The organism is Bosea vestrisii (genome assembly GCF_030144325.1).
GTDB lineage: Bacteria > Pseudomonadota > Alphaproteobacteria > Rhizobiales > Beijerinckiaceae > Allobosea > Allobosea vestrisii_A.
Genome location: NZ_CP126307.1, coordinates 1,082,085 through 1,100,373, shown reverse-complemented (window position 1 = coordinate 1,100,373; position 18,289 = coordinate 1,082,085). Strand labels below are relative to the sequence as shown.

Here is an 18,289-nt window from a genome sequence, read left to right as displayed (position 1 = left end):
ACTTACTCCCGTCACATTTCGACGGAACGCTGGCCGCCATGACCCTGCTGCACACCACCGAGCTCGAAATCTTCGCCGACTACTTCCAGTTCTATTTGCAGGACGAGGCGGTCAACGAGGATTGGGGGGCGTTCTGGACGGACGAGACGGTGGAGCGGATGCTCGCTGTCGGCGAGTGCTCCGTCGGTATCGCCACGGCGCGGAACATGAATGTCCCGGTCGTGGTTTCGGTCCATGACGCGGCGCCGGAGGCCGATTTTGGCGAATGGGAGCTGGTCAACGAGTGCTCCTTCCGCGTGCGCTCGGGCCAGGTGATGGTGATCGGCTGCACCGAAGGCTCGCCGCAGGAGCGTGCGCGGTTTTCGCTCGCGCCTGGACCCTACCGGGTGCGGGTCTCCTATGTCGGGCTCGACACGCTGAGCGAGGACGGGCTGGAGGGCGACGATTTCTACCGGCTTCAGGTCTGGCCGGCGCCACTCGCCGAGACGAGCACGCTGAAGGAACGGGCAAGCGCTGCCGGTTGACCTTGCGCACGAACGTTCAAGACCTCCCAGGCTTGCCTTCCTAGGCTGCGATCCGGTAGACAGCTTCCGTCGAGAAGAGGATCGTTCGTGGCCGCATTCGCCACCCATGCCGAGAGCCAGAACCGCGCCACTGCGCGGACGGCCGGCATGCGCGCTCCTTCGCTCCTTGGTCAGCTGCTTCTTCTTACCAGCCCCTGAGGGCCGGCCGGGCACATGTGCCTGGGCGCTCAGGGGATGACGGGAACATAAGCTTCAGACCTCGCGCCCCAGCCCGAACCGATGCGCGGCGCGCCGACCAAGGACAAGATCCATGAGCAATCCCAGCAACACCGTCTCCGCCAAGGACCGGGTTCTGATCTTCGACACCACCTTGCGCGATGGCGAGCAATGCCCCGGCGCGACCATGACCTTCGAGGAGAAGCTCGAGGTCGCCGACATGCTCGACGCGATGGGCGTCGACATCATCGAGGCCGGCTTCCCGATCGCCTCGGACGGCGATTTCGAGGCGGTCTCGGCCATCGCCGGCCGGATCCGGCGCGCGACGGTGGCCGGCCTCGCCCGTGCGATTCCCGCCGACATCGCCCGTGCCGGCGAGGCGGTGCGCCATGCAGTCAGGCCGCGCATCCACACCTTCGTTTCGACCTCGCCGATCCATCTGCAGTACCAGATGCGCAAGAGCGAGGAGGAGGTGCTGGAGATCATCACCAGGACGGTGACGCAGGCGCGCAACCTGGTCGAGGACGTCGAATGGTCGGGCATGGACGCGACCCGCACGCCGATCGACTATCTCTGCCGCGCGGTCGAGACCGCGATCAAGGCCGGCGCGACTACGATCAACCTGCCCGACACGGTCGGGTACGCCACGCCCGACGAGTATCGCGCTATGTTCAGGGCGGTGCGCGAGCGCGTGCCGAATGCCGACAAGGCGATCTTCTCGGCGCATTGCCACAATGATCTGGGGCTCGCTGTCGCCAATTCGCTGGCGGCGGTCGAGGGCGGGGCGCGCCAGGTCGAGTGCACCATCAATGGCATCGGCGAGCGCGCCGGCAATGCGGCGTTGGAGGAGATCGTGATGGCGCTGAGGGTGCGCGGCGACGTCATGCCCTACGACACCGGCATCGACGCGACCTATCTGATGCGCGCGTCGAAGGCAGTCTCCAGCGCCTGCTCGTTCCCGGTGCAGTACAACAAGGCGATCGTCGGCCGGAACGCCTTCGCCCATGAAAGCGGCATCCACCAGGACGGCATGCTGAAGCACCAGCAGACCTACGAGATCATGACGCCGGCCTCGGTCGGCGTGACCAAGACCTCGCTGGTGATGGGCAAGCATTCCGGCCGCGCCGCCTTCCGCTCGAAGCTGAAGGAGATGGGCTACGAGCTCGGCGACAACCAGCTGGAAGACGCCTTCACCCGCTTCAAGGCGCTCGCCGACCGCAAGAAGCATGTCTACGACGAGGATATCGAGGCGCTGGTCGACGAGAATCTCGCCACTGCCCATGACCGGGTGAAGCTGGTCTCGCTGACGGTGATCGCCGGCACGCGCGGCCCGCAGCGCGCCATGCTGAAGCTCGACATCGACGGCCGGGTCGCCGCCGAAGAGGCCGAGGGCAACGGCCCGATCGACGCCGTGTTCAATGCGGTCAAGGCGCTGGTCCCGCATGAGGCGATGCTCGAGCTCTATGACGTCCACGCCGTCACCGAGGGCACCGATGCCCAGGCCGAGGTCACCGTGCGCCTCGGTCAGAATGGCGCGGCGGTGACCGGCCGCGGCGCCGATCCGGACACGCTGGTCTCCTCCTGCAAGGCTTATCTGGCGGCGCTCAACAAGCTGGTCGCCCGCGGCAGCCGCGTACACGCGCAGGCGGCCGAGTAGCTTCCAGACTTTGCCTTCGATGAGCCGGTGTGCCGCGCTGTGACCCGCGCGGCACACCGGCTCATTTTTTTGCTTCCGGCATGGAACAAAGTCTGGATTCGTAAAACAGGTGTCGCTCTCATGTGCGTGGGGATCTCCGCGAGACAATCTCGATGAAGCTGCTGCGCCTGCTGCCGATGGGCGTTCTGGCCGTGCTGAGCGTGCAGCCCGTCGCGGCCTATGCGCCCGCCGCCGTGCCGGAGCAGGCCGAGCGCGCGCAGGAACGCGTCCGTTTCTGCATGGGCGCGATCGAAGCCGGGGGCAGGGAGCGACGCGCCGCCTGCGATGAGGCCCTGAGCAGCGAATTCAACCGCACCGTCCGCGCCGATCTCCTCGCCAGCCGCGGCTGGCTGTCCGGAAGCCGAGAACGCTCTCAACGAGGCCCTGCGCGATTTCGATGCGGCGCTCAAGGCGGTGCCGAATCACCTGGCTGCCTTGCGCGGCCGAGCACACACCCTGTCCGAGCTCGGCCGGCATGCCGAGGCCGCGACGCTGATCGAGCGGGCGATGGTCCTTGGCGGGCGCGCGACGCTGCTCGCCGACCGGGCCCTGCTGCGCGAGCGCGCCGGCAATGTCGCCGGAGCCCGCGCCGATCTCGACGGAGCGATTGCGCTCGATCCGTCCAACAGCTGGGCGCGGGGCACGCGGGGACGGTTCCTGCAGGTCGAGGGCGAGCACGAAGTGGCCCTTGCCGATTTCGACGCTGCGCTGGCGATCGAGCCGGAGGTCACTTCCTATCATTATCGCCGCGGGGTCTCGCTCGCTGCGCTGGCGCGGCCGCGCGAGGCAATCGCTGCCTTTGACCGTGCCTTGCGGCTGGAGTCGACTGTTGCCCAGGTCTGGCTCGAGCGCGGGCGCGCCTTCGAGGCGCTCGGTCATGATGGGCCGGCGCTCGCCAGCTACGAGCGGGCGCTGCGTCTCGATGCGCGCCACGAGGCGTCGCTGTCACGGCGCGCCTTTCTCCTGCAGCGCACAGGCCGGGTTGAGGAGGCGATAGCCGCCTACGATCGGCTGCTCGCGGTCCAGCCGCACGCCGCCTTCGGTCTGAACAATCGCGCCGGCCTGCTCGCCGGGCTCGGCCGGCGCGAGGAGGCGCTACGCGATCTCGACCTCGCCATCACGCTCGTCCCCGGCGACGGCAACGCGCTGCGCAACCGTGCGCAGCTGCTGTTGACGCTCGGCCGCAACGACCGGGCGCTGCGCGATCTCGATCGGGCCGGGCCCGGCCGTGACACCGGAGCCTGGCATGGCATGCGCGGCGATGCGCTGCTCGCGCTTGGCCGGCCGCTACCGGCGCTGGACGCCTATCGCGCCGCACTCGCGCTGAGACCGCAGGATCGCGCCACGCTGTTCGGATTCGGGCTGGCACAGGAAGTCCGGGGCGACCGGAGCGCGGCGGCCGCCGCCTATGGCGCGCTGCTCGCGGTCGATCCTGAGCATGAAGGCGCGCTCGAACGCCGCGAGGAGCTTTTGCCCGCGCTCGGCCGCTCGATCGAGGCTTGGCCGTCACGCTTCGCGGGTTTGTTGCGGAGCGCGAGCGACGCCTATGAGCGGGAGCGCGAGGCGGTGCAAGACGTCTATCGCGCGCTGCGGCCGCAGCCGGTTCCTGTCTCGCCAGCCCCGTCGAATCCGCTCGCGCTGCTCGATGTGGCCCTTGCGCTCGACGCCTTCGATGTGCCGCGCCTGATCCGCCGGGCCCAGTTCAGCATCGGCCAGCCGCAGCGCGAGGTGCAGGCGCGGGCTGATCTCGCCACCGCGTTGCTGCTCGAGCCGGAGAATCCGGCGGCGCTGGTCCAGCGCGCCCGGCTGAACTTTCGCGATGGTGCCTATGCCGCGGCCCAGGCCGATGCCGAAGCGGCGCTGCGTAGCGAGCCGCGCTCCGTCGAGGCACTGTTCCAGCGGGCGAGGGCGCTGACAGTGCGCGGCCAACTGAGCGCTGCGCTGAAGGCCTATGACGATGTCGTTGCGGTCGCGCCTGCCAATGTCGCGGCCCTGCTCAATCGTGCGCTGCTGCTGCAGCATGCCCGCGAATATGATCGCGCACTGGCCGATCTCGATGCGGCCGTCGCGGCCAACCGGACCGATCCCGATGGCTGGATGGCGCGGGCCGCGTTGCGGACGGCACTTGGGCAGACCGAAGCGGCAATCGCCGATTTCGACCGGGCGCTCTCGCTCGACGCCCGCCTCGGCCAGGCCTGGTATGGCCGAGCCATCGCGCATCAGCGCCGTGGCGACAGTGGCGAGGCGGCTGCCGATTTCGCGCGTGCGCGAGCGCTCGATGCCCGGGTCGACGAGCGCTATCGGGCCTTCGGCGTAGCACCCTGACGGGCGGGCTTCTTCACGACTAGCCTATCGGCCGCCGATTTGCGCCGTTGCGCGCTGTTTGCGGTGGACGGCGCGCGCTGTTCGCTTGGCGCAGGCCTGATTCTTGCCACTATTCCGCTCCGTGCGCGTAGGCGCGGTGGCTGGGAGCGGGGACGATGGCTGGCTATTTTCCGAACTGGACGCTGAAGACCTCGGGCGACGTTATGCCGGACGAGCGCCTGCCGACCGGGCAGACGGTCATCGCCGGACTGCAGCACGTCGTCGCCATGTTTGGCGCGACGGTGCTGGCGCCGATCCTGATGGGCTTCGACCCCAACGTCGCGATCTTCTTCTCGGGAATCGCGACGCTGCTGTTCTTCGTCATCACCGGCGGGCGGCTGCCGAGCTATCTCGGTTCCTCCTTCGCCTTCATCGGCGTCGTCATCGCTGCAACCGGCTATGCCGGCAGCGGCCCGAACGCCAATCTGCCGGTCGCGCTCGGCGGCATCATCGCCTGTGGCGCGGTCTATGCCGCGATCGGCCTCCTGGTGCAGGGCGTCGGCACGCGCTGGATCGAGACGCTGCTGCCGCCGGTGGTGACTGGCGCGGTCGTCGCCGCGATCGGTCTCAACCTGACCGCGGTCGCGATGAACATGATCTCGGCGAGCCCCTACACCAAGTGGATCGCGCTGTTCACGGTAGTGGCGGTCGCGCTGATCGCGGTCTATGGCCGCGGCCTGGTGCAGCGCCTGCCGGTGCTGATCGGCGGGCTTGCCGCCTACATCCTCTATGCCGCGACGGCGACGAGCTTCGGCGCACCGCCGGTCGATTTCGGCAAGGTCGCGGCGGCGGCCTGGTTCGGCCTGCCGAACTTCGTCGCGCCGGTGTTCGAGCCCAAGGCGATCGCGCTGATCGTGCCGGTCGCGATCATCCTGGTCGCGGAGAATCTCGGGCACATCAAGGGCATCTCGGTGATGACCGGGCGCAATCTCGACGGGCTGATCGGGCGCGGCTTCTTCGCCGACGGCATCGGCACGATGATCGCCGGCTCCGGCGGCGGCACCGGCGTCACCACCTATGCCGAGAACATGGGCGTGATGGCGGTGACGCGGGTCTATTCGACGCTGGTCTTCGTCGCCGCCGGCATGATCGCCATCCTGCTCGGCTTCTCGCCGAAATTCGGTGCGGTGATCGGCACGATCCCGGTCGCGGTGCTCGGCGGCCTCGCCGTTGTCGTCTTCGGCCTGATCGCCGCGACCGCCGGCCGGATCTGGGTCGAGAACAAGGTCGACTTCGCCCAGCCGAAGAACCTGCTGACGGTGGCGACCGCGCTGATTCTCGGTGCCGGCGACCTCAAGCTGCCGATCTTCGGCTATGAGCTCGGCGGCATCGGCACGGCGACCTTCGCCGCGATCGCGCTTTACCATCTGCTCAACCGCCGCGCCGCGGCCTGAGGGCGGAAAAAGGGCCTGCCGCGCGCTTCGCGGCAGGTCTTTCCAGGGTCTTGCACACAGGCCGTCTGATGGCCGCGAGACCTGTTTGCATATTTCTGTCGCAAACAGGTGGACAGGGGCAGGGGTGGTTGCTATACGCCCGCCTGCCGACGCGCTCCGTCGCTTCGGCAACGTCTTCGTGGCGTATGGGTGATTAGCTCAGTTGGTAGAGCAGCTGACTCTTAATCAGCGGGTCGTAGGTTCGAGCCCTACATCACCCACCACGGAACCTCTTGAAATCGTTGGATGCCTGGACCTGAGTGCTTGATTGCGCTCGGGACGGCTTTGGCTCTTTCGCCCTGGCGTGGCTGCGATCTGCAGAGTCCGGAGACTAGCTCCTGTTCGGCGAACGCGGCCGCTGCACCTAGTACACGACCGTGGCGACGATGGTGTCGGTGTACAGGCCGGGAGACGGCGTCGTCTGCGACGGGACGCGGCCGTGAATGGTGACGGCTTGAGCCAGGCCGGTGCCTGTCCCGACCAGCGTGTCGACCCCCGGTGTGCTGCCGAAAGGCAGCGTTCGGCCGCCATCGCGGTAGAGTCCATAGGTGACGAACTCCGCACCTTTCGACATGCGCCGCTGCGCCGGGTTCGTTGCGCCGGTGAGGCCGCCGTCCAGCCCGACCTGATAGGCCGTTCCGTTGGTGCAGGTCGGCGTCAGGTTGCTCGCGACATCCCGAGCGCTGCCGAGAATGCCGGCCGAACCGAAGTCGAGCAGGTTCGTCGTCACCCGGCAGGTCGGGGGACATTGGCGGTCACGGTGAATGTCGTGGTTCGTGAGTTGGTCAAGAGATTGCAGCCGAGCAGGAACGACAGAAGCCCGTAGCGGATGCGGGCCTCAAGGCCGGTGAAGGTGCTCGCATAGGCCAGCGGGGCCACGGTCGGCTGGCCGCCATAGACGCGGCCGGTGATGGTTTCCACATGGCTGCCGGTTCCTCCGGCCGTGAGCACCATGTTAAAGCCGACCGGGTTGGCCGCGCCGCCGGCCCAGGTGCTCGAGCCCCAGGGCGTCATGCCGGTCGCGTAAAGGCCATAACGCAGCTGCTGGGCGCCATTGACCATGAAGCGGCTCGTCGCATCGGTCGCGCCGCCGGAGCCGGGGCCGAGGTCGATGCAAACCCCGACGAGCTGCAGCGGCAGGCCGGAGCAGTTGACGGTCGCCGTCGCCGTGGCATCGACCTGGGCATTGGCGGTGACGTCGATCGGGTTGAAGATCATCGGCGTGACGCTCAGCGTGCAGGACTGGGCCGCGACATGCCCGGTTGCCGCGAGCAGGCAGGCCAGCATGAGCATGGCGCAGACCATCATGCGACAGAGCAGGGACCTTACCGGCATGGGATCGGCCCGATCGTGATCTGAGTTCCCTCCTGGGGCGCGAAGGGGAAACGCGCGCTGCATTCGCCATCGGCGAGGCGGATGCGGATTTCGTTGTCGACGCCGAGGTGCTCGACGAACGCGCGCCCGTCATACCCCACGGTGAAATCCGGGGCCGGGTTGGTGACGCCACGCAGGCCCGGCTGGAGCGCGCCGGGCACGCCCGCCGGCAAGGGCTTGCCGTCGCGCCCGTGGAGAATGATGATCGCGGCGTTGGTCGCCGAGCGGACTGCGAAATCGACGACGACACCGGCCCGGTCCGGCGGAGCTGCGACCTCCTGGGTCGTTTCCGCCAGGGCGGTGACCGGCAGTCCGCGCGGATCGATCGAGATGCGATTGGACTGGTAGGAGCGCAGATTGGGGATCAGCGCCGTTCCGTTGGCGCCCGTGCGCGCCACGACACGGTTCTCATGCAGAACATCGACATCGGGGGCGCCGACTTTGGCGATGGCGAAGGCATCGTCGATCCGGTTGGCGAGGAAGAGGCCGCCGCCAGCCGCGACCAGCGCGCCGTCGAGCTGCGCCGTCCCCGAGACGCGCCCCGCGCCCTGCTCGACGCCGCCCTCGACCTGGCCGTAATTGCCGCGATAGGCGAGCGACGCCGAGCGGCGGCGCTGGTAGCTGGCGCCTTCGACGTCGCGCAGGCGCCAACCGATACTGCCCGGCTCCTGTCCGATCGGCTTGGCGATGTCGGCGGCGAGCGCCCAGGCGCCACCGGACCGGGTGAAGCCGGACGAGGCGGTGATATTGCCGCCGAACGGGAAAGACAGGCCGGCGAAGATGCCCGCAGTCCCGCGCGTCGCCAAATCCGCGAAGACGGTGGCGTAGAATGATCCACCCAGAGGGAGGGGGCGCGAGTAGCTCGCATTGACGATCCGGCTCGAGCGGCCGCTGGCCTCCTTGAGATGGGCGAAGCCGAGATTGAGCCCACCGCCGAGCAAAGGTGCGGGGAGGCCGATCGAGATGCGCTCGACTGCGCGCGGCGGAAGCTGCAGCCAGGACCAGGCGTGCGGATCGTTGGCGGTGCGGCTTGGCAGGTCGAAGGCGAGCGTGCCGAGCGCCGTCGGCGAAGCAGTGGCCGAGGCGAGATCGTGATAATTGCCGAAACTGCGCTGGCTCGAAGCGAAGAAGGAGATGTCGCCGAGGCGGGTCTCGAAGGCGAGGTAGGCAAGGCCGCCCGTCGCGCCGTCTCGCCAACTGCCGGCACCTGCTGCGCTGACGATGCCGAGCGATCCGAGCCCGAGCACGGCGCCGGCCCCGGCATTGCCGAAGCTGCGCGCGCCTTCGCCATGGGCCATCAGCGTGACGCGGTCGCTCAGCCCGTAGCGTACGCTGCCCGAGCCTGCGGGCTGCTCGGCATAGAGGCTTGAACGCAATCCGTATTGCAGGCGCGGCATGCCGATCTCGGCGGAAAAATCGCTCAGGCCCGGCCGCAGCAGCTTGCTCGAGACCGCGAAGGGCAGGGTGGTCTCGGTCTGCTGGCCGGCTGCATCGCGCACGACGATACTGGCATTGCCGTTACCGGAGAGGATGGGGACGTTGTTGATGCGGAATGGGCCCGAGCCGACATCCTGCGACACGGTGCGGATGCCGTTGACGAAGACATCGACCGTGGAAGGCACGGCAGCGCTGCCGTCGATGCTTGGCAAGGGCAGGGTGACGAGATCGGGCCGCAGCCCGAAATTGCGCTGGATCTGCAGGCCTCCGAGGCGGACCGGACGCGTCCAGGGCAGGCCGCCGGAGATGGTGTCGCCGGCCCGATAGCTCAGCAGCGTGGCCGGATCGGAATAACTCCAACTGGTATCGAGCCGCAGGATGTCGGCCTTGTCCGTGGCGAGCGAGCGGTTGGCGACGATCCCGGTCTGCGACAGCACGCCGAGCGGGCTGAAGACGCGCCCGTCCAGATTGGCCGAGAGGCTGGGATAGCGCCAGAAATCATAAAACCGCGCCCCACTCGAACTGCCGAGGAGGGTATAATTGAGCACCGCGCCGGTTGCCGACCTGCCTGCGCCGGGCGCTGCGTCCGGTTGTGGCGTGGCATCGTAGATCTTCGCCATCCGGAGCCCCACGGGCGCCTGCAAATCGATCCGCTGTGCGGCCTCGTCATAGCGGTGGCCCAGGCCGGGAATGGCTGAGAGCGGCACGTCATCATCGGGCCGGAAATGCTGCGGGACCTTGATGCCGATCTCCTCGAGTTCCTTGCGGCGGGCCGAAAGGGCACCCGTCCCGTTCTGATGGAACGCGCCGATGAGGCCGACGGAATAGCCACCAATGGAGACATCGAGCTGAAGCTCCCGTACCGCGCCCTCGGCTGCCACATCGCCGCGAAACACCAGGAACAAGCCGGCATTGACGAGCATGACAACGAGCCAGCCGCTAGGGCGCCGTTTGAACGAGCGCGGTCGCATTGAAGGGACCGATTTCGCTGGAGCCGCTGATCGAGACCTTGCTGCCCGGGCGTGGCAAGACCCCCGAGGCCGGCAGTGGCCAGCTCATCGTGCCCTGTCCGAGCGAGTAGCCGACCAGCCCCTTATTGACGCCAACGAGGTTGCCTGATGTGTCGCGGATGCTGACGGCAGAGAGCCGCAAATGGATGTCACCACGGTTCCTGGCGCTGAGCACGAGGCGCTGGCCCTGCTTGCTGATGCCCCAGCTGACATCGGGCGCAGACGTGCCGCGGCTTGCGAAGAAGACCGGGACGACATGGCGCAGCACGAGCGAGACCGTGCCGGTGCGTTGCTGCGGTTTGGGCAGTTCATCGATGACGAGGCGATAAGCTTCCTCGCCGGTCACAGCCTGCTTTGCGGTCCGGACGACGCGCACCGTGTAGTCCTGGCGCGCGCGCAGATCGACGATCGGTGGGCTGGCGACGATGTCATTGGTCGGTTCGAGGCGCTCCTCGCCGCCGGTTTGAACCCAGCGATAAACGCGGATTTGCGCCGTGATGGGCTGGGTGTCCGTGTTGCGCAACGTGATCGTCGTGGAGGCCCCCGGGGCGGGCACGCTCAGCAGGACAGGAGCGACCTGCAGGGAGGCGGCAGAAGCCATCGGTGCTGGCAGGCAGCAGGCGATGGCCAAGGCGAAGCCATATCTCATCGCATCCTCCGTTGATGGCGACGGGCGCAGTTCGCCGTTGGCCACGGGGTCGTGGCCTGCCCGAGCTGAATGCTTGAAGAGCTCCTGGCGCCGGCAATGCCGGCAGCGGTCAGTAGGTGACGGTCACGGTGATCGTATCAGTGTAGAGAGCCGGACTCGGTGTCGCTTGCGCCGGCACCCTGCCATAGACGGTATAGGCTTGCGTCGAGCCGGATCCTGCTCCGACCGAGGTATCGGTGCCGATCGTTTCGCCCCAGTTCAGTGTCCGGGCGGGATCGCGGAACAAGGAATAGTTCACCGTGCCACCGGCACCGCTCATCTGCCGGGTCGTCACGGCGCCGCCATTAAGGCCGGCATTGAGGCTGATATTGTAGGGCGTGGTCGCCGTGCACTGCACGGTTATCGTGCTGGTGCTATCGATGTTCGTGGCGAGGACGCCGACATTTCCGAAGTTCATGTCGGTAGCGCTGGCGATCGTGCAGGCTGCCTGGATGTTGATCTGAACCTGGAAGGTGCCCGTCGCGGTCGCGGCATTCGCGTCGCCCGCCAGCATGCCGCTGAACAGCAAGATCCACGTCGAGCGCATGCTTCCCTCCATTTTCGTCAGCGGCGGTCAGTCGTGGCCGTCTCTCTCATTGCGCGTGCTTGAGGTCAGAGAATGGGCAAATGTGGTTAACGAAATGTTATCGGTAGGCAATTCGATTTCTGAGAACCTACGCATGCAGTCCATGCTTTTGTTTTGATCCTGTTTTTGAATTTTGAACTGCTTATTCTAAGGCTGAATTTCCATAGTAACGTTAGGTAAGATCTAAGCACGATGTGAACGCGCGCATCCGAGCCGGCGGCGTGCGCCGGCTCGGATGCAGGTATCGATTTGGAGGAACGTGTCGCGCCCCGATCGCCTCAAGCGGCGAGGCCGCCCTGCGATGCCTTGTCGCCGCGCAGTATGTTGCGCAGCTGATAGGCCAGCGCCACGGGCGCCGGGAAGCGCTTGCGGCAGAAGGCGATCTTGCGGACGTAAGAGTCGATCCGCCAGGTCGCCCAGGTCTTTCCGGCGAAATAGGCGATGTCGCCCTGGCGCAGCGTGCGCTGCGAGCCGTCCTGCGCGGTGACGTGGACCTCGCCTTCGAGAATGATGACGGTCTCGTCCCAATCGAAGAACCAGCGGAACTCGCCGGCAGTGCAGTCCCAGAGGGCGGTCGAGGCCGCCTCGTCCTTGCTGCGTGAATGCAGGGCAACGCGCGCGACGGGATCTCCGGCGATAATCCAGGATGGCTCAATCGGGGCGGGCGTCATCGGCAAGTCGTCGGGCGCGCCCGACACGAGCGGCGCCTGCTCGACCGGTGCGACCAGCGGAAGCTGCCGCAGCATCATCGCGGCGGCGCCGGCGAGCATCATCTTCAAGGCCATCGATCCCTCCCCAATATCGCGTGGATCATAGGGGAGGAGGGGTAAAGTCGGCCCTTCGGAAATCGCTCGCATTTGTCGGCATCTGGAAACGGCTCGGGTAACCATCCCGAGCCGCAATCCACACAGGTCTTCTTTCAGGTCTTATCGACTGCGATGATGGCCTCCGCGAAAGCGGCCGGCGCCTCCTGCGGCAGGTTGTGGCCGATGCCGCCATCGAGCGTCCGGTGCCGATACCAGCCGGAGAACTTCTTGGCATAGGCTGCAGGATCGGGATGCGGTGCGCCATTGGCGTCGCCCTCCAGGGTGAATGTCGGCACGGTGATCACCGGTAATGCCGCCAGCTTGTTCTCCAGCGCATCGAACTGCGGCTCGCCCTGTGCCAGGCCGAGGCGCCAGCGGTAATTATGGATCGAGATCGCGACATGGTCGGGATTGTCGAAGGACGCTGCCGAGCGCGCGAAGGTCGCGTCGTCGAACTTCCATTTCGGGGAGGCGGTCTCCCAGATCAGGCGGGCGAAATCCCGAGTGTTCTTGGCATAGCCGGCCGCGCCCCGCTCGGTGGCGAAATAGTACTGATACCACCACTGCTGTTCGGCCTTGGGCGGCAGCGGGGCTTCGTTCAGCTTCTGGCTGCCGATCAGATAGCCGCTGACCGAGACCAGGCCCTTGACGCGCTCGGGCCAGAGCGCGGCGACGATACAGGCCGTGCGGGCGCCCCAGTCGCAGCCGCCGAGGAGCGCCTTCTCGATCTTGAGCGCATCCATCAGCGCGATGACATCGACGGCGAGCGCAGCCTGCTGGCCGTTGCGCGGCGTCTGCTGCGAGAGGAAGCGGGTTCCGCCATAGCCGCGCAGAGAGGGCACGATCACGCGATAACCCTTGGCCGCCAGCAGCGGCGCCACGTCGACATAGGTGTGGATGTCGTAGGGCCAGCCATGCAGCAGGACGACGACCGGGCCGTCTGTCGGGCCCTGCTCGGCATAGGAGACGCTGAGCACGCCGGCCTCGACCTGCTTGAGCAGGCCGAAGGATGACAGCGCTGCCGGCGCCGCCAGCGCTGGCCGGCTCAGGCCGAGCCCGGCCGCGGCGATCGCGGTCGCCATGGCGCCGACTAAGAGGCGGCGGCTGGGATCGATGGTTTCAGGGGTCTTGGTCATGGCGGGATGCCTTCTGCGCGGGGCGATGACTGGAGAGGGAGGGCGCCGGCGGAGATCTCCACACGGCGCCATCCGGTGCGGCTCAGACGAGGTTGATCTCGACCTCGATGTTGCCGCGGGTCGCCTTGGAGTAGGGGCAGGTCTGGTGCGCGGCATCGACCAGGGCGCGAGCCGTGTCGCGATCGAGCCCCGGCAGAGCGACGTTGAGGCGGGCCTGCAGGAAATAGCCGCGCTGGCCATGGCGCAGGTCGACCTCGGCATCGACCGCCGTCTCGGCGGGAACCGCAACCTTGCGCTCGCGTGCCGCCAAACCGATCGCGCCGATGAAGCAGGCCGACCAGCCGGCGGCGAAGAGCTGCTCGGGATTGGTGCCGGTCCCCGGGGCGCCGGGCGAAGTCAGGTTGACCTCGAGACGGCCATCCGAGCTGCGGGCGGCCCCGTCGCGGCCGCCGGTGGTGTGGGTGCGGCCTGTGTAGAGAACCTTGTCAGTCTGGGACATGTCGAGCTTCCTTCTGTTTTTAGATCGGACGCGATCTAATCGGGTGCGGCCTTATATGTGAAGCTCGGAAGCGATGTCAACTCTTCCGATTTAATCGGATGCGATGTATATTGAGGGAATGATGACGCATTCACGACGAGGCCCGGCCATGCCCGCTCCGACTCCGAACCGCCCGAATGTCCCCCGGCTGGCGGATTTCCTTTGCTTTGCGATCTATTCGGCCAACCTGGCCTATGGGCGCGCCTACAAGCCGATCCTCGACGAGCTCGGGCTGACCTACACCCAGTACATCGCGATCATCGCACTGTCGGAGGAGGACAATCAGAGCGTCGGCGGCCTCGGCGAGAAACTGTTCCTTGAGTCGAACACGTTGACGCCGATCCTGAAGAAGCTGGAAGCGCTCGGCTATATCCGCCGCCAGCGCGACTCGGCCGATGAGCGCCAGGTGCGCGTCAGCCTGACGCCGGAAGGCCGCAAGCTGCGCGAGAAGGCGCTGCCGATGAACCTGGTGGCCGCTGCCGGCCTCGGCGAGGATTTTCCGGTGGTGCAGAAGGCCGTGGTCAGACTGCGCAGCAACCTGCTCAAAGTGGCGCGGGGCCAGCCGGCACAGCCGGCTGGCGCGTCTGTTTCGAAGTAAGGTCTGTCTCAGTCTTCAGGCGACGGCCGCGACCTTCGCCGCGTTGCTTGGCTCGCGCCCTTCGAGATCGGCCATGGCTGCTGCGACGCCGCCGCTGCGATGCGGCACGCCTGCAGCCGCAAGGCCCATCTCGACACCGGAGAGGGCGCCGAGCAAAGCGAGTTCGTTGCACTCGCCGAGATGGCCGATGCGGAAGACCTTGCCGGCGACCTTGCCGAGGCCGGAGCCGAGCGAGATGTTGAACTTCTCCAGCGCGATCTTGCGGAAGCGGTCGGCATCGTGGCTCGGCGGCATCAGCACCCCGGTCAGGACCGGCGACTGCTCGGCCGGGTTCTCGCAGAGCACTTCCAATCCCCAGGCCTTGACCGCGGCACGGCAGGCACTCCCGAGGCGCTGATGGCGGGCGAAGACCTGGTCCAGCCCTTCCTCCTGCAGCATGGCGAGCGCCTCCTTCAACCCGTAGAGGAGGTTGGTCGCCGGGGTGTAGGGGAAGAAGCCGCCGGCATTGATCCTGATCATCTCCTCCCAGTCCCAGAAGGAGCGCGGCAGTGTGTTGCTCTTCGAGGCTGCGAGCGCCTTTTCCGAGACGGCGTTGAAGCCGAGGCCGGGCGGCAGCATCAGTCCCTTCTGCGAGCCTGAGACGGTGACGTCGACCTGCCATTCGTCATGGCGGTAGTCGACCGAGGCGAGCGAGGAGATGGTGTCGACCATGAACAGGGCCGGGTGGCCGGCGGCGTCGATCGCCTTGCGGATCTCGGCGACGCGGCTGGTCGCGCCGGTCGAGGTCTCGTTGTGGACGACCATCACCGCCTTGATCCTGCGGGCCCTGTCCTCGGCGAGCCTCGCTTCGATCGCAGCGGGGTCGGCGCCGCGGCGCCAGTCGCCGGGGATGAACTCGACCTCGATGCCGAAGCGCGTCGCGATATTCTTCCACAGCGTCGCGAAATGCCCGGTTTCGGCCATCAGCACGGTGTCGCCGGGCGAGAGCGTGTTGACGATCGCCGCTTCCCAGGCGCCGGTGCCGGAGGAGGGGTAGATCACCACGGGGTGAGTCGTCTTGAAGACGGCCTTGCTGCCCTCCAGCACCGTCTTGCCGAGCGCTGCGAACTCGGCACTGCGATGGTCGATGATCGGCATCGCGGTGGCGCGCAGGATCCGGTCCGGAATCGGGCTCGGGCCGGGAATGTGCAGGAAGTGACGCCCTTGCATGATGTTTTTTTCCTCCCAGGGGGCCGGGCGCTATTGCGCCGCTGGTCGATATTTTGCATTCATTTTTTGAAAGATCAATCGCCTTCTGGTATACTGATTACGTGCAATCGGGCTCGACAGCGGGCTCGAGCCGACTTAGCGATGATGCATGAGCGAGCCATTTCTCGATACCATTGATGGGCGGGGCCCGGCGCCAGCCGAGGCTGCGAAGCCGGTTGCGTCCCTGCACGAGGGGCTGCTCGTCGCGCTGCGCGACTTCATCGTCGAGGGCAATCTTGCCGATGGCGCGCGCGTCCCGGAGCGGGCGCTGTGCGAGCGTTTCAACATATCGCGCACGCCATTGCGTGAAGCGCTCAAGGTGCTGGCGGCGGAAGGGCTGATCGAGCTCCTGCCCAATCGCGGCGCGCGGGTGCGCCAGCTCAGCCCCGAGGATATCCGCGAGCTCTTCGACGTGATGGGTGGGCTCGAGGCGCTGGCTGGACGACTGGCTTGCGAGCGGATTTCGGAGGCCGAATTCACCGAAATCGAGCGGGTGCATCACGAAATGTACCGGTTTTACCTGCGCCGCGACATGCATGGCTACTTCCATTGCAACCAGGCGATCCACCAGTTGATCGTCGCCGCGGCCGGCAACGCGACCCTGGCTACGACCTATGCCGGCTTGGCCGGGCGAATCCGGCGGGTGCGCTATTCGGCCAATCTCGCCAAGGACCGCGACCGCTGGGGCGAGGCCATGCGCGAGCATGAGGCGATCCCTAGATGCGCTGCGCCGGCGTGCCGGCTCGGAATTGTCTGACATTCTATTCGTGCATCTGCGCAACAAGCAGAAGGCGGCGCAGGCTTCAGCTTAATTGCTATCGGGCCCGCGCTGCCGGCAGTGGATGACGAGGCAGCCCAGTTCTCGCCGACGATCGCACTGCAAAAATCGTGGTCATTTTTTATTTCTGAAATTTTGGATTGAATGCAAAATTTTTTGATCTAAGGTTCCTCCACGGCGCCGTCAGAGCGCAATCATCGGGAGGAGCGATCATGAAGCAGCACTGGTTGGCCGCGACCGCAATTATGGCTGCCGGCATCGGACCCGCAGCCGCCTGGGAGCCGACGAAGCCGATCGAGATCGTGGTGCCGTTCTCGGCAGGCGGGGCCTCCGACCAGATGGCGCGGACGATCCAGGGCATCATCCAGAAGCAGCAATTCACCAAGCAGCCGATCATCGTCGTCAACAAGCCGGCTGCCGGCGGCGCCGAGGGCATGCTCGACATCCAGAAATCGGCTGGCGATCCGCACAAGCTGATCACCACCTCGAGCGGCATCTTCATGACGCCGATGGCGACCAAGCTGGCGCTGAACTGGACCGACTACACCCCGGTCGCGATGCTGGCGCAGGATTCCTTCCTGCTCTGGGTCAACGCCAAGGCCCCTTACAAGAATGCCGGCGACCTGATGACGGCGGCCAAGAGCGCCAATCCGGCGATGAAGATCGGCGGCACCTCGTCCAAGCGCGAGGACAATCTGCTCGTCTTCGCCATGGAGAAGCAGGGCGGCACCAAATTCGCCTACATCCCCTACACCTCCGGCGGCCAGGCCTCGACGCAGTTGTCGGGCGGGCATGTCGAGGCCACCACCAACAACCCGGCTGAGGATCTCGCCAACTGGCGTGGCGGCGCCACGCGTCCGCTTTGCGTCTTCGCCGAGCAGAAGATGGCCTATACCGAGAAGGTCGCGGACGGGCAGTCCTGGGCCGACATCCCGACCTGCGCCTCGCAGGGGCTGAATGTCAGCTACCAGATGCTGCGCGGCATGTTCATGCCCGGCAAGGTCAGCAAGGAGCAGCAGGCCTTCTATGTCGACCTGTTCAAGAAGGTCTCCGAGACGCCGGAGTGGAAAGAGTACCTCGCCCGCAATGCACTGGCGGCGGATTATCGCGACGGCGAAGCTTTCGTTTCCTTCCTGAAGGCTGACGAGGCGAAGCACGAGAAGCTGATGACCGAAGCCGGCTTCATGGCGAAGTGAACGGCTCGACGCGACGTAAGCCTTTGCCGCCTCCAGTCCGGGTCATCCCGGGCGTAGCGAAGCGAAGACCCGGGATCCATGCCGGCACGGTTCAGGCATGGATCCCGGATCAGCGCCGCTGACGCGGCTTGTCCGGGATGACATGGGAGGGGACGGATAATGTCGAGCCCTAGCGAAACCGAAACACCCGAACGCGGCATCTCGCGCCGGCCGGTCGAAATCGCCACGGCGCTGCTGCTGATCGGGCTCGCGGGAATCGTCCTCTACGACTCGCATGGCCGCGGCGCCGGCTGGGATGGCGGCCCACAGAACGGCTTCTTCCCGGCTCGCGTCGGCTGGATTTTCCTCGCCGCCTCGCTCTTCATCCTCTGGCAGTCCTTCCGCCGGCCGGACGGGGTCTTCGTCACCTATGAGCAGTTGCGGCAGGTCGTCAGGGTGCTGGGGCCGCTCGTCCTGTTCGTGGCGCTGATCCAGCCGCTCGGGATCTATGTCGCCTCGGCGGTCTTCATTGTTGCCTTCATGGGGGTGGTCGGCACTTCGCGCTGGTGGTCGATCGGGCTGACGGCACTGCTCGTGCCGGTCGTGTGCTTCTGGGTCTTCGAATTGCAGTTCCGCGTGCCCCTGCCGAAGGGTCCGCTGGAAGCCATGCTCGGCTATTGAG

16 protein-coding genes, 1 tRNA gene and 1 pseudogene are annotated in these 18,289 nt (G+C 66.5%); 9 read left to right on the top strand and 9 right to left on the bottom strand.

What is annotated here, in order from left to right; translation table 11 throughout:
- The first annotated feature begins 38 nt into the window (after positions 1 to 38).
- From QO058_RS05330 to QO058_RS05310, 5 genes are all read left to right on the top strand, one after another.
- Positions 39 to 524 carry a hypothetical protein gene (locus tag QO058_RS05330; RefSeq protein WP_284170841.1) on the top strand — a complete coding sequence of 162 codons (486 nt, stop codon included), beginning with the start codon at positions 39 to 41 and terminating at the stop codon, positions 522 to 524.
- A gap of 310 nt (positions 525 to 834) precedes the next feature.
- Positions 835 to 2,397 (top strand): 2-isopropylmalate synthase, encoded by a 1,563-nt coding sequence (locus QO058_RS05325; protein ID WP_284170840.1) that lies wholly within the window; start codon positions 835 to 837, stop codon positions 2,395 to 2,397.
- A gap of 366 nt (positions 2,398 to 2,763) precedes the next feature.
- A complete protein-coding gene (locus QO058_RS05320) occupies positions 2,764 to 4,761 on the top strand; it encodes a tetratricopeptide repeat protein (RefSeq protein ID WP_347976531.1) in 1,998 nt (665 codons plus the stop codon).
- 155 nt (positions 4,762 to 4,916) lie between these two features.
- Entirely contained in the window at positions 4,917 to 6,194 is a 1,278-nt protein-coding gene (locus tag QO058_RS05315; RefSeq protein WP_284170838.1) for a solute carrier family 23 protein, read from the top strand.
- A gap of 187 nt (positions 6,195 to 6,381) precedes the next feature.
- Positions 6,382 to 6,457: transfer RNA gene (locus tag QO058_RS05310), tRNA-Lys, on the top strand.
- A 140-nt stretch (positions 6,458 to 6,597) separates the two neighbouring features.
- On the opposite strand, the gene QO058_RS05305 is transcribed toward QO058_RS05310, so the two are convergent.
- From QO058_RS05305 to QO058_RS05270, 8 genes are all read right to left on the bottom strand, one after another.
- The gene (locus QO058_RS05305; protein WP_284170836.1) at positions 6,598 to 6,963 is read right to left on the bottom strand and encodes a Csu type fimbrial protein; all 366 of its coding nucleotides are present in this window, start codon (positions 6,961 to 6,963) and stop codon (positions 6,598 to 6,600) included.
- Positions 6,960 to 7,568 (bottom strand): spore coat protein U domain-containing protein, encoded by a 609-nt coding sequence (locus QO058_RS05300; protein ID WP_284170835.1) that lies wholly within the window; start codon positions 7,566 to 7,568, stop codon positions 6,960 to 6,962. Before QO058_RS05300 ends, QO058_RS05305 begins: the two co-directional genes overlap by 4 nt.
- Entirely contained in the window at positions 7,559 to 9,967 is a 2,409-nt protein-coding gene (locus QO058_RS05295) for a fimbria/pilus outer membrane usher protein (protein ID WP_284170833.1), read from the bottom strand. The genes QO058_RS05300 and QO058_RS05295 overlap by 10 nt, the downstream gene beginning before the upstream one ends.
- A 16-nt stretch (positions 9,968 to 9,983) precedes the next feature.
- Positions 9,984 to 10,703 carry a fimbrial biogenesis chaperone gene (locus tag QO058_RS05290; protein ID WP_284170832.1) on the bottom strand — a complete coding sequence of 240 codons (720 nt, stop codon included), beginning with the start codon at positions 10,701 to 10,703 and terminating at the stop codon, positions 9,984 to 9,986.
- A 109-nt stretch (positions 10,704 to 10,812) separates the two neighbouring features.
- Positions 10,813 to 11,289 (bottom strand): Csu type fimbrial protein, encoded by a 477-nt coding sequence (locus QO058_RS05285; protein ID WP_284170831.1) that lies wholly within the window; start codon positions 11,287 to 11,289, stop codon positions 10,813 to 10,815.
- A 317-nt stretch (positions 11,290 to 11,606) separates the two neighbouring features.
- The gene (locus QO058_RS05280; protein ID WP_284170829.1) at positions 11,607 to 12,113 is read right to left on the bottom strand and encodes a cupin domain-containing protein; all 507 of its coding nucleotides are present in this window, start codon (positions 12,111 to 12,113) and stop codon (positions 11,607 to 11,609) included.
- A 134-nt stretch (positions 12,114 to 12,247) separates the two neighbouring features.
- Complete coding sequence (locus tag QO058_RS05275) at positions 12,248 to 13,270, bottom strand: alpha/beta fold hydrolase (protein ID WP_284170828.1); 1,023 nt, start codon at positions 13,268 to 13,270, stop codon at positions 12,248 to 12,250.
- 82 nt (positions 13,271 to 13,352) lie between these two features.
- Positions 13,353 to 13,769 carry an organic hydroperoxide resistance protein gene (locus QO058_RS05270; protein WP_284170827.1) on the bottom strand — a complete coding sequence of 139 codons (417 nt, stop codon included), beginning with the start codon at positions 13,767 to 13,769 and terminating at the stop codon, positions 13,353 to 13,355.
- A 148-nt stretch (positions 13,770 to 13,917) separates the two neighbouring features.
- On the opposite strand from QO058_RS05270, the gene QO058_RS05265 reads away from it, so the two are divergent.
- Positions 13,918 to 14,406, top strand: a complete 489-nt coding sequence (locus QO058_RS05265; RefSeq protein ID WP_284170826.1) for a MarR family winged helix-turn-helix transcriptional regulator — start codon at positions 13,918 to 13,920, stop codon at positions 14,404 to 14,406.
- 15 nt (positions 14,407 to 14,421) lie between these two features.
- Here the strand turns inward: QO058_RS05265 and QO058_RS05260 are convergent, their stop codons facing one another.
- Positions 14,422 to 15,615, bottom strand: a complete 1,194-nt coding sequence (locus QO058_RS05260) for a pyridoxal-phosphate-dependent aminotransferase family protein (RefSeq protein WP_284170825.1) — start codon at positions 15,613 to 15,615, stop codon at positions 14,422 to 14,424.
- Positions 15,616 to 15,763: 148 nt separating this feature from the next.
- On the opposite strand from QO058_RS05260, the pseudogene QO058_RS05255 reads away from it, so the two are divergent.
- The 3 genes and pseudogenes from QO058_RS05255 (at position 15,764) to QO058_RS05245 (ending at position 18,288) form a co-directional block, all read left to right on the top strand.
- A pseudogene (locus QO058_RS05255) lies at positions 15,764 to 16,466 on the top strand (GntR family transcriptional regulator).
- Positions 16,467 to 16,644: 178 nt separating this feature from the next.
- Positions 16,645 to 17,628 carry a Bug family tripartite tricarboxylate transporter substrate binding protein gene (locus tag QO058_RS05250; protein ID WP_284170824.1) on the top strand — a complete coding sequence of 328 codons (984 nt, stop codon included), beginning with the start codon at positions 16,645 to 16,647 and terminating at the stop codon, positions 17,626 to 17,628.
- A 159-nt stretch (positions 17,629 to 17,787) separates the two neighbouring features.
- Positions 17,788 to 18,288: a tripartite tricarboxylate transporter TctB family protein gene (locus tag QO058_RS05245; protein ID WP_284170823.1), complete on the top strand. Its 501-nt coding sequence runs from the start codon at positions 17,788 to 17,790 to the stop codon at positions 18,286 to 18,288.
- Position 18,289: the final 1 nt, after the last annotated feature.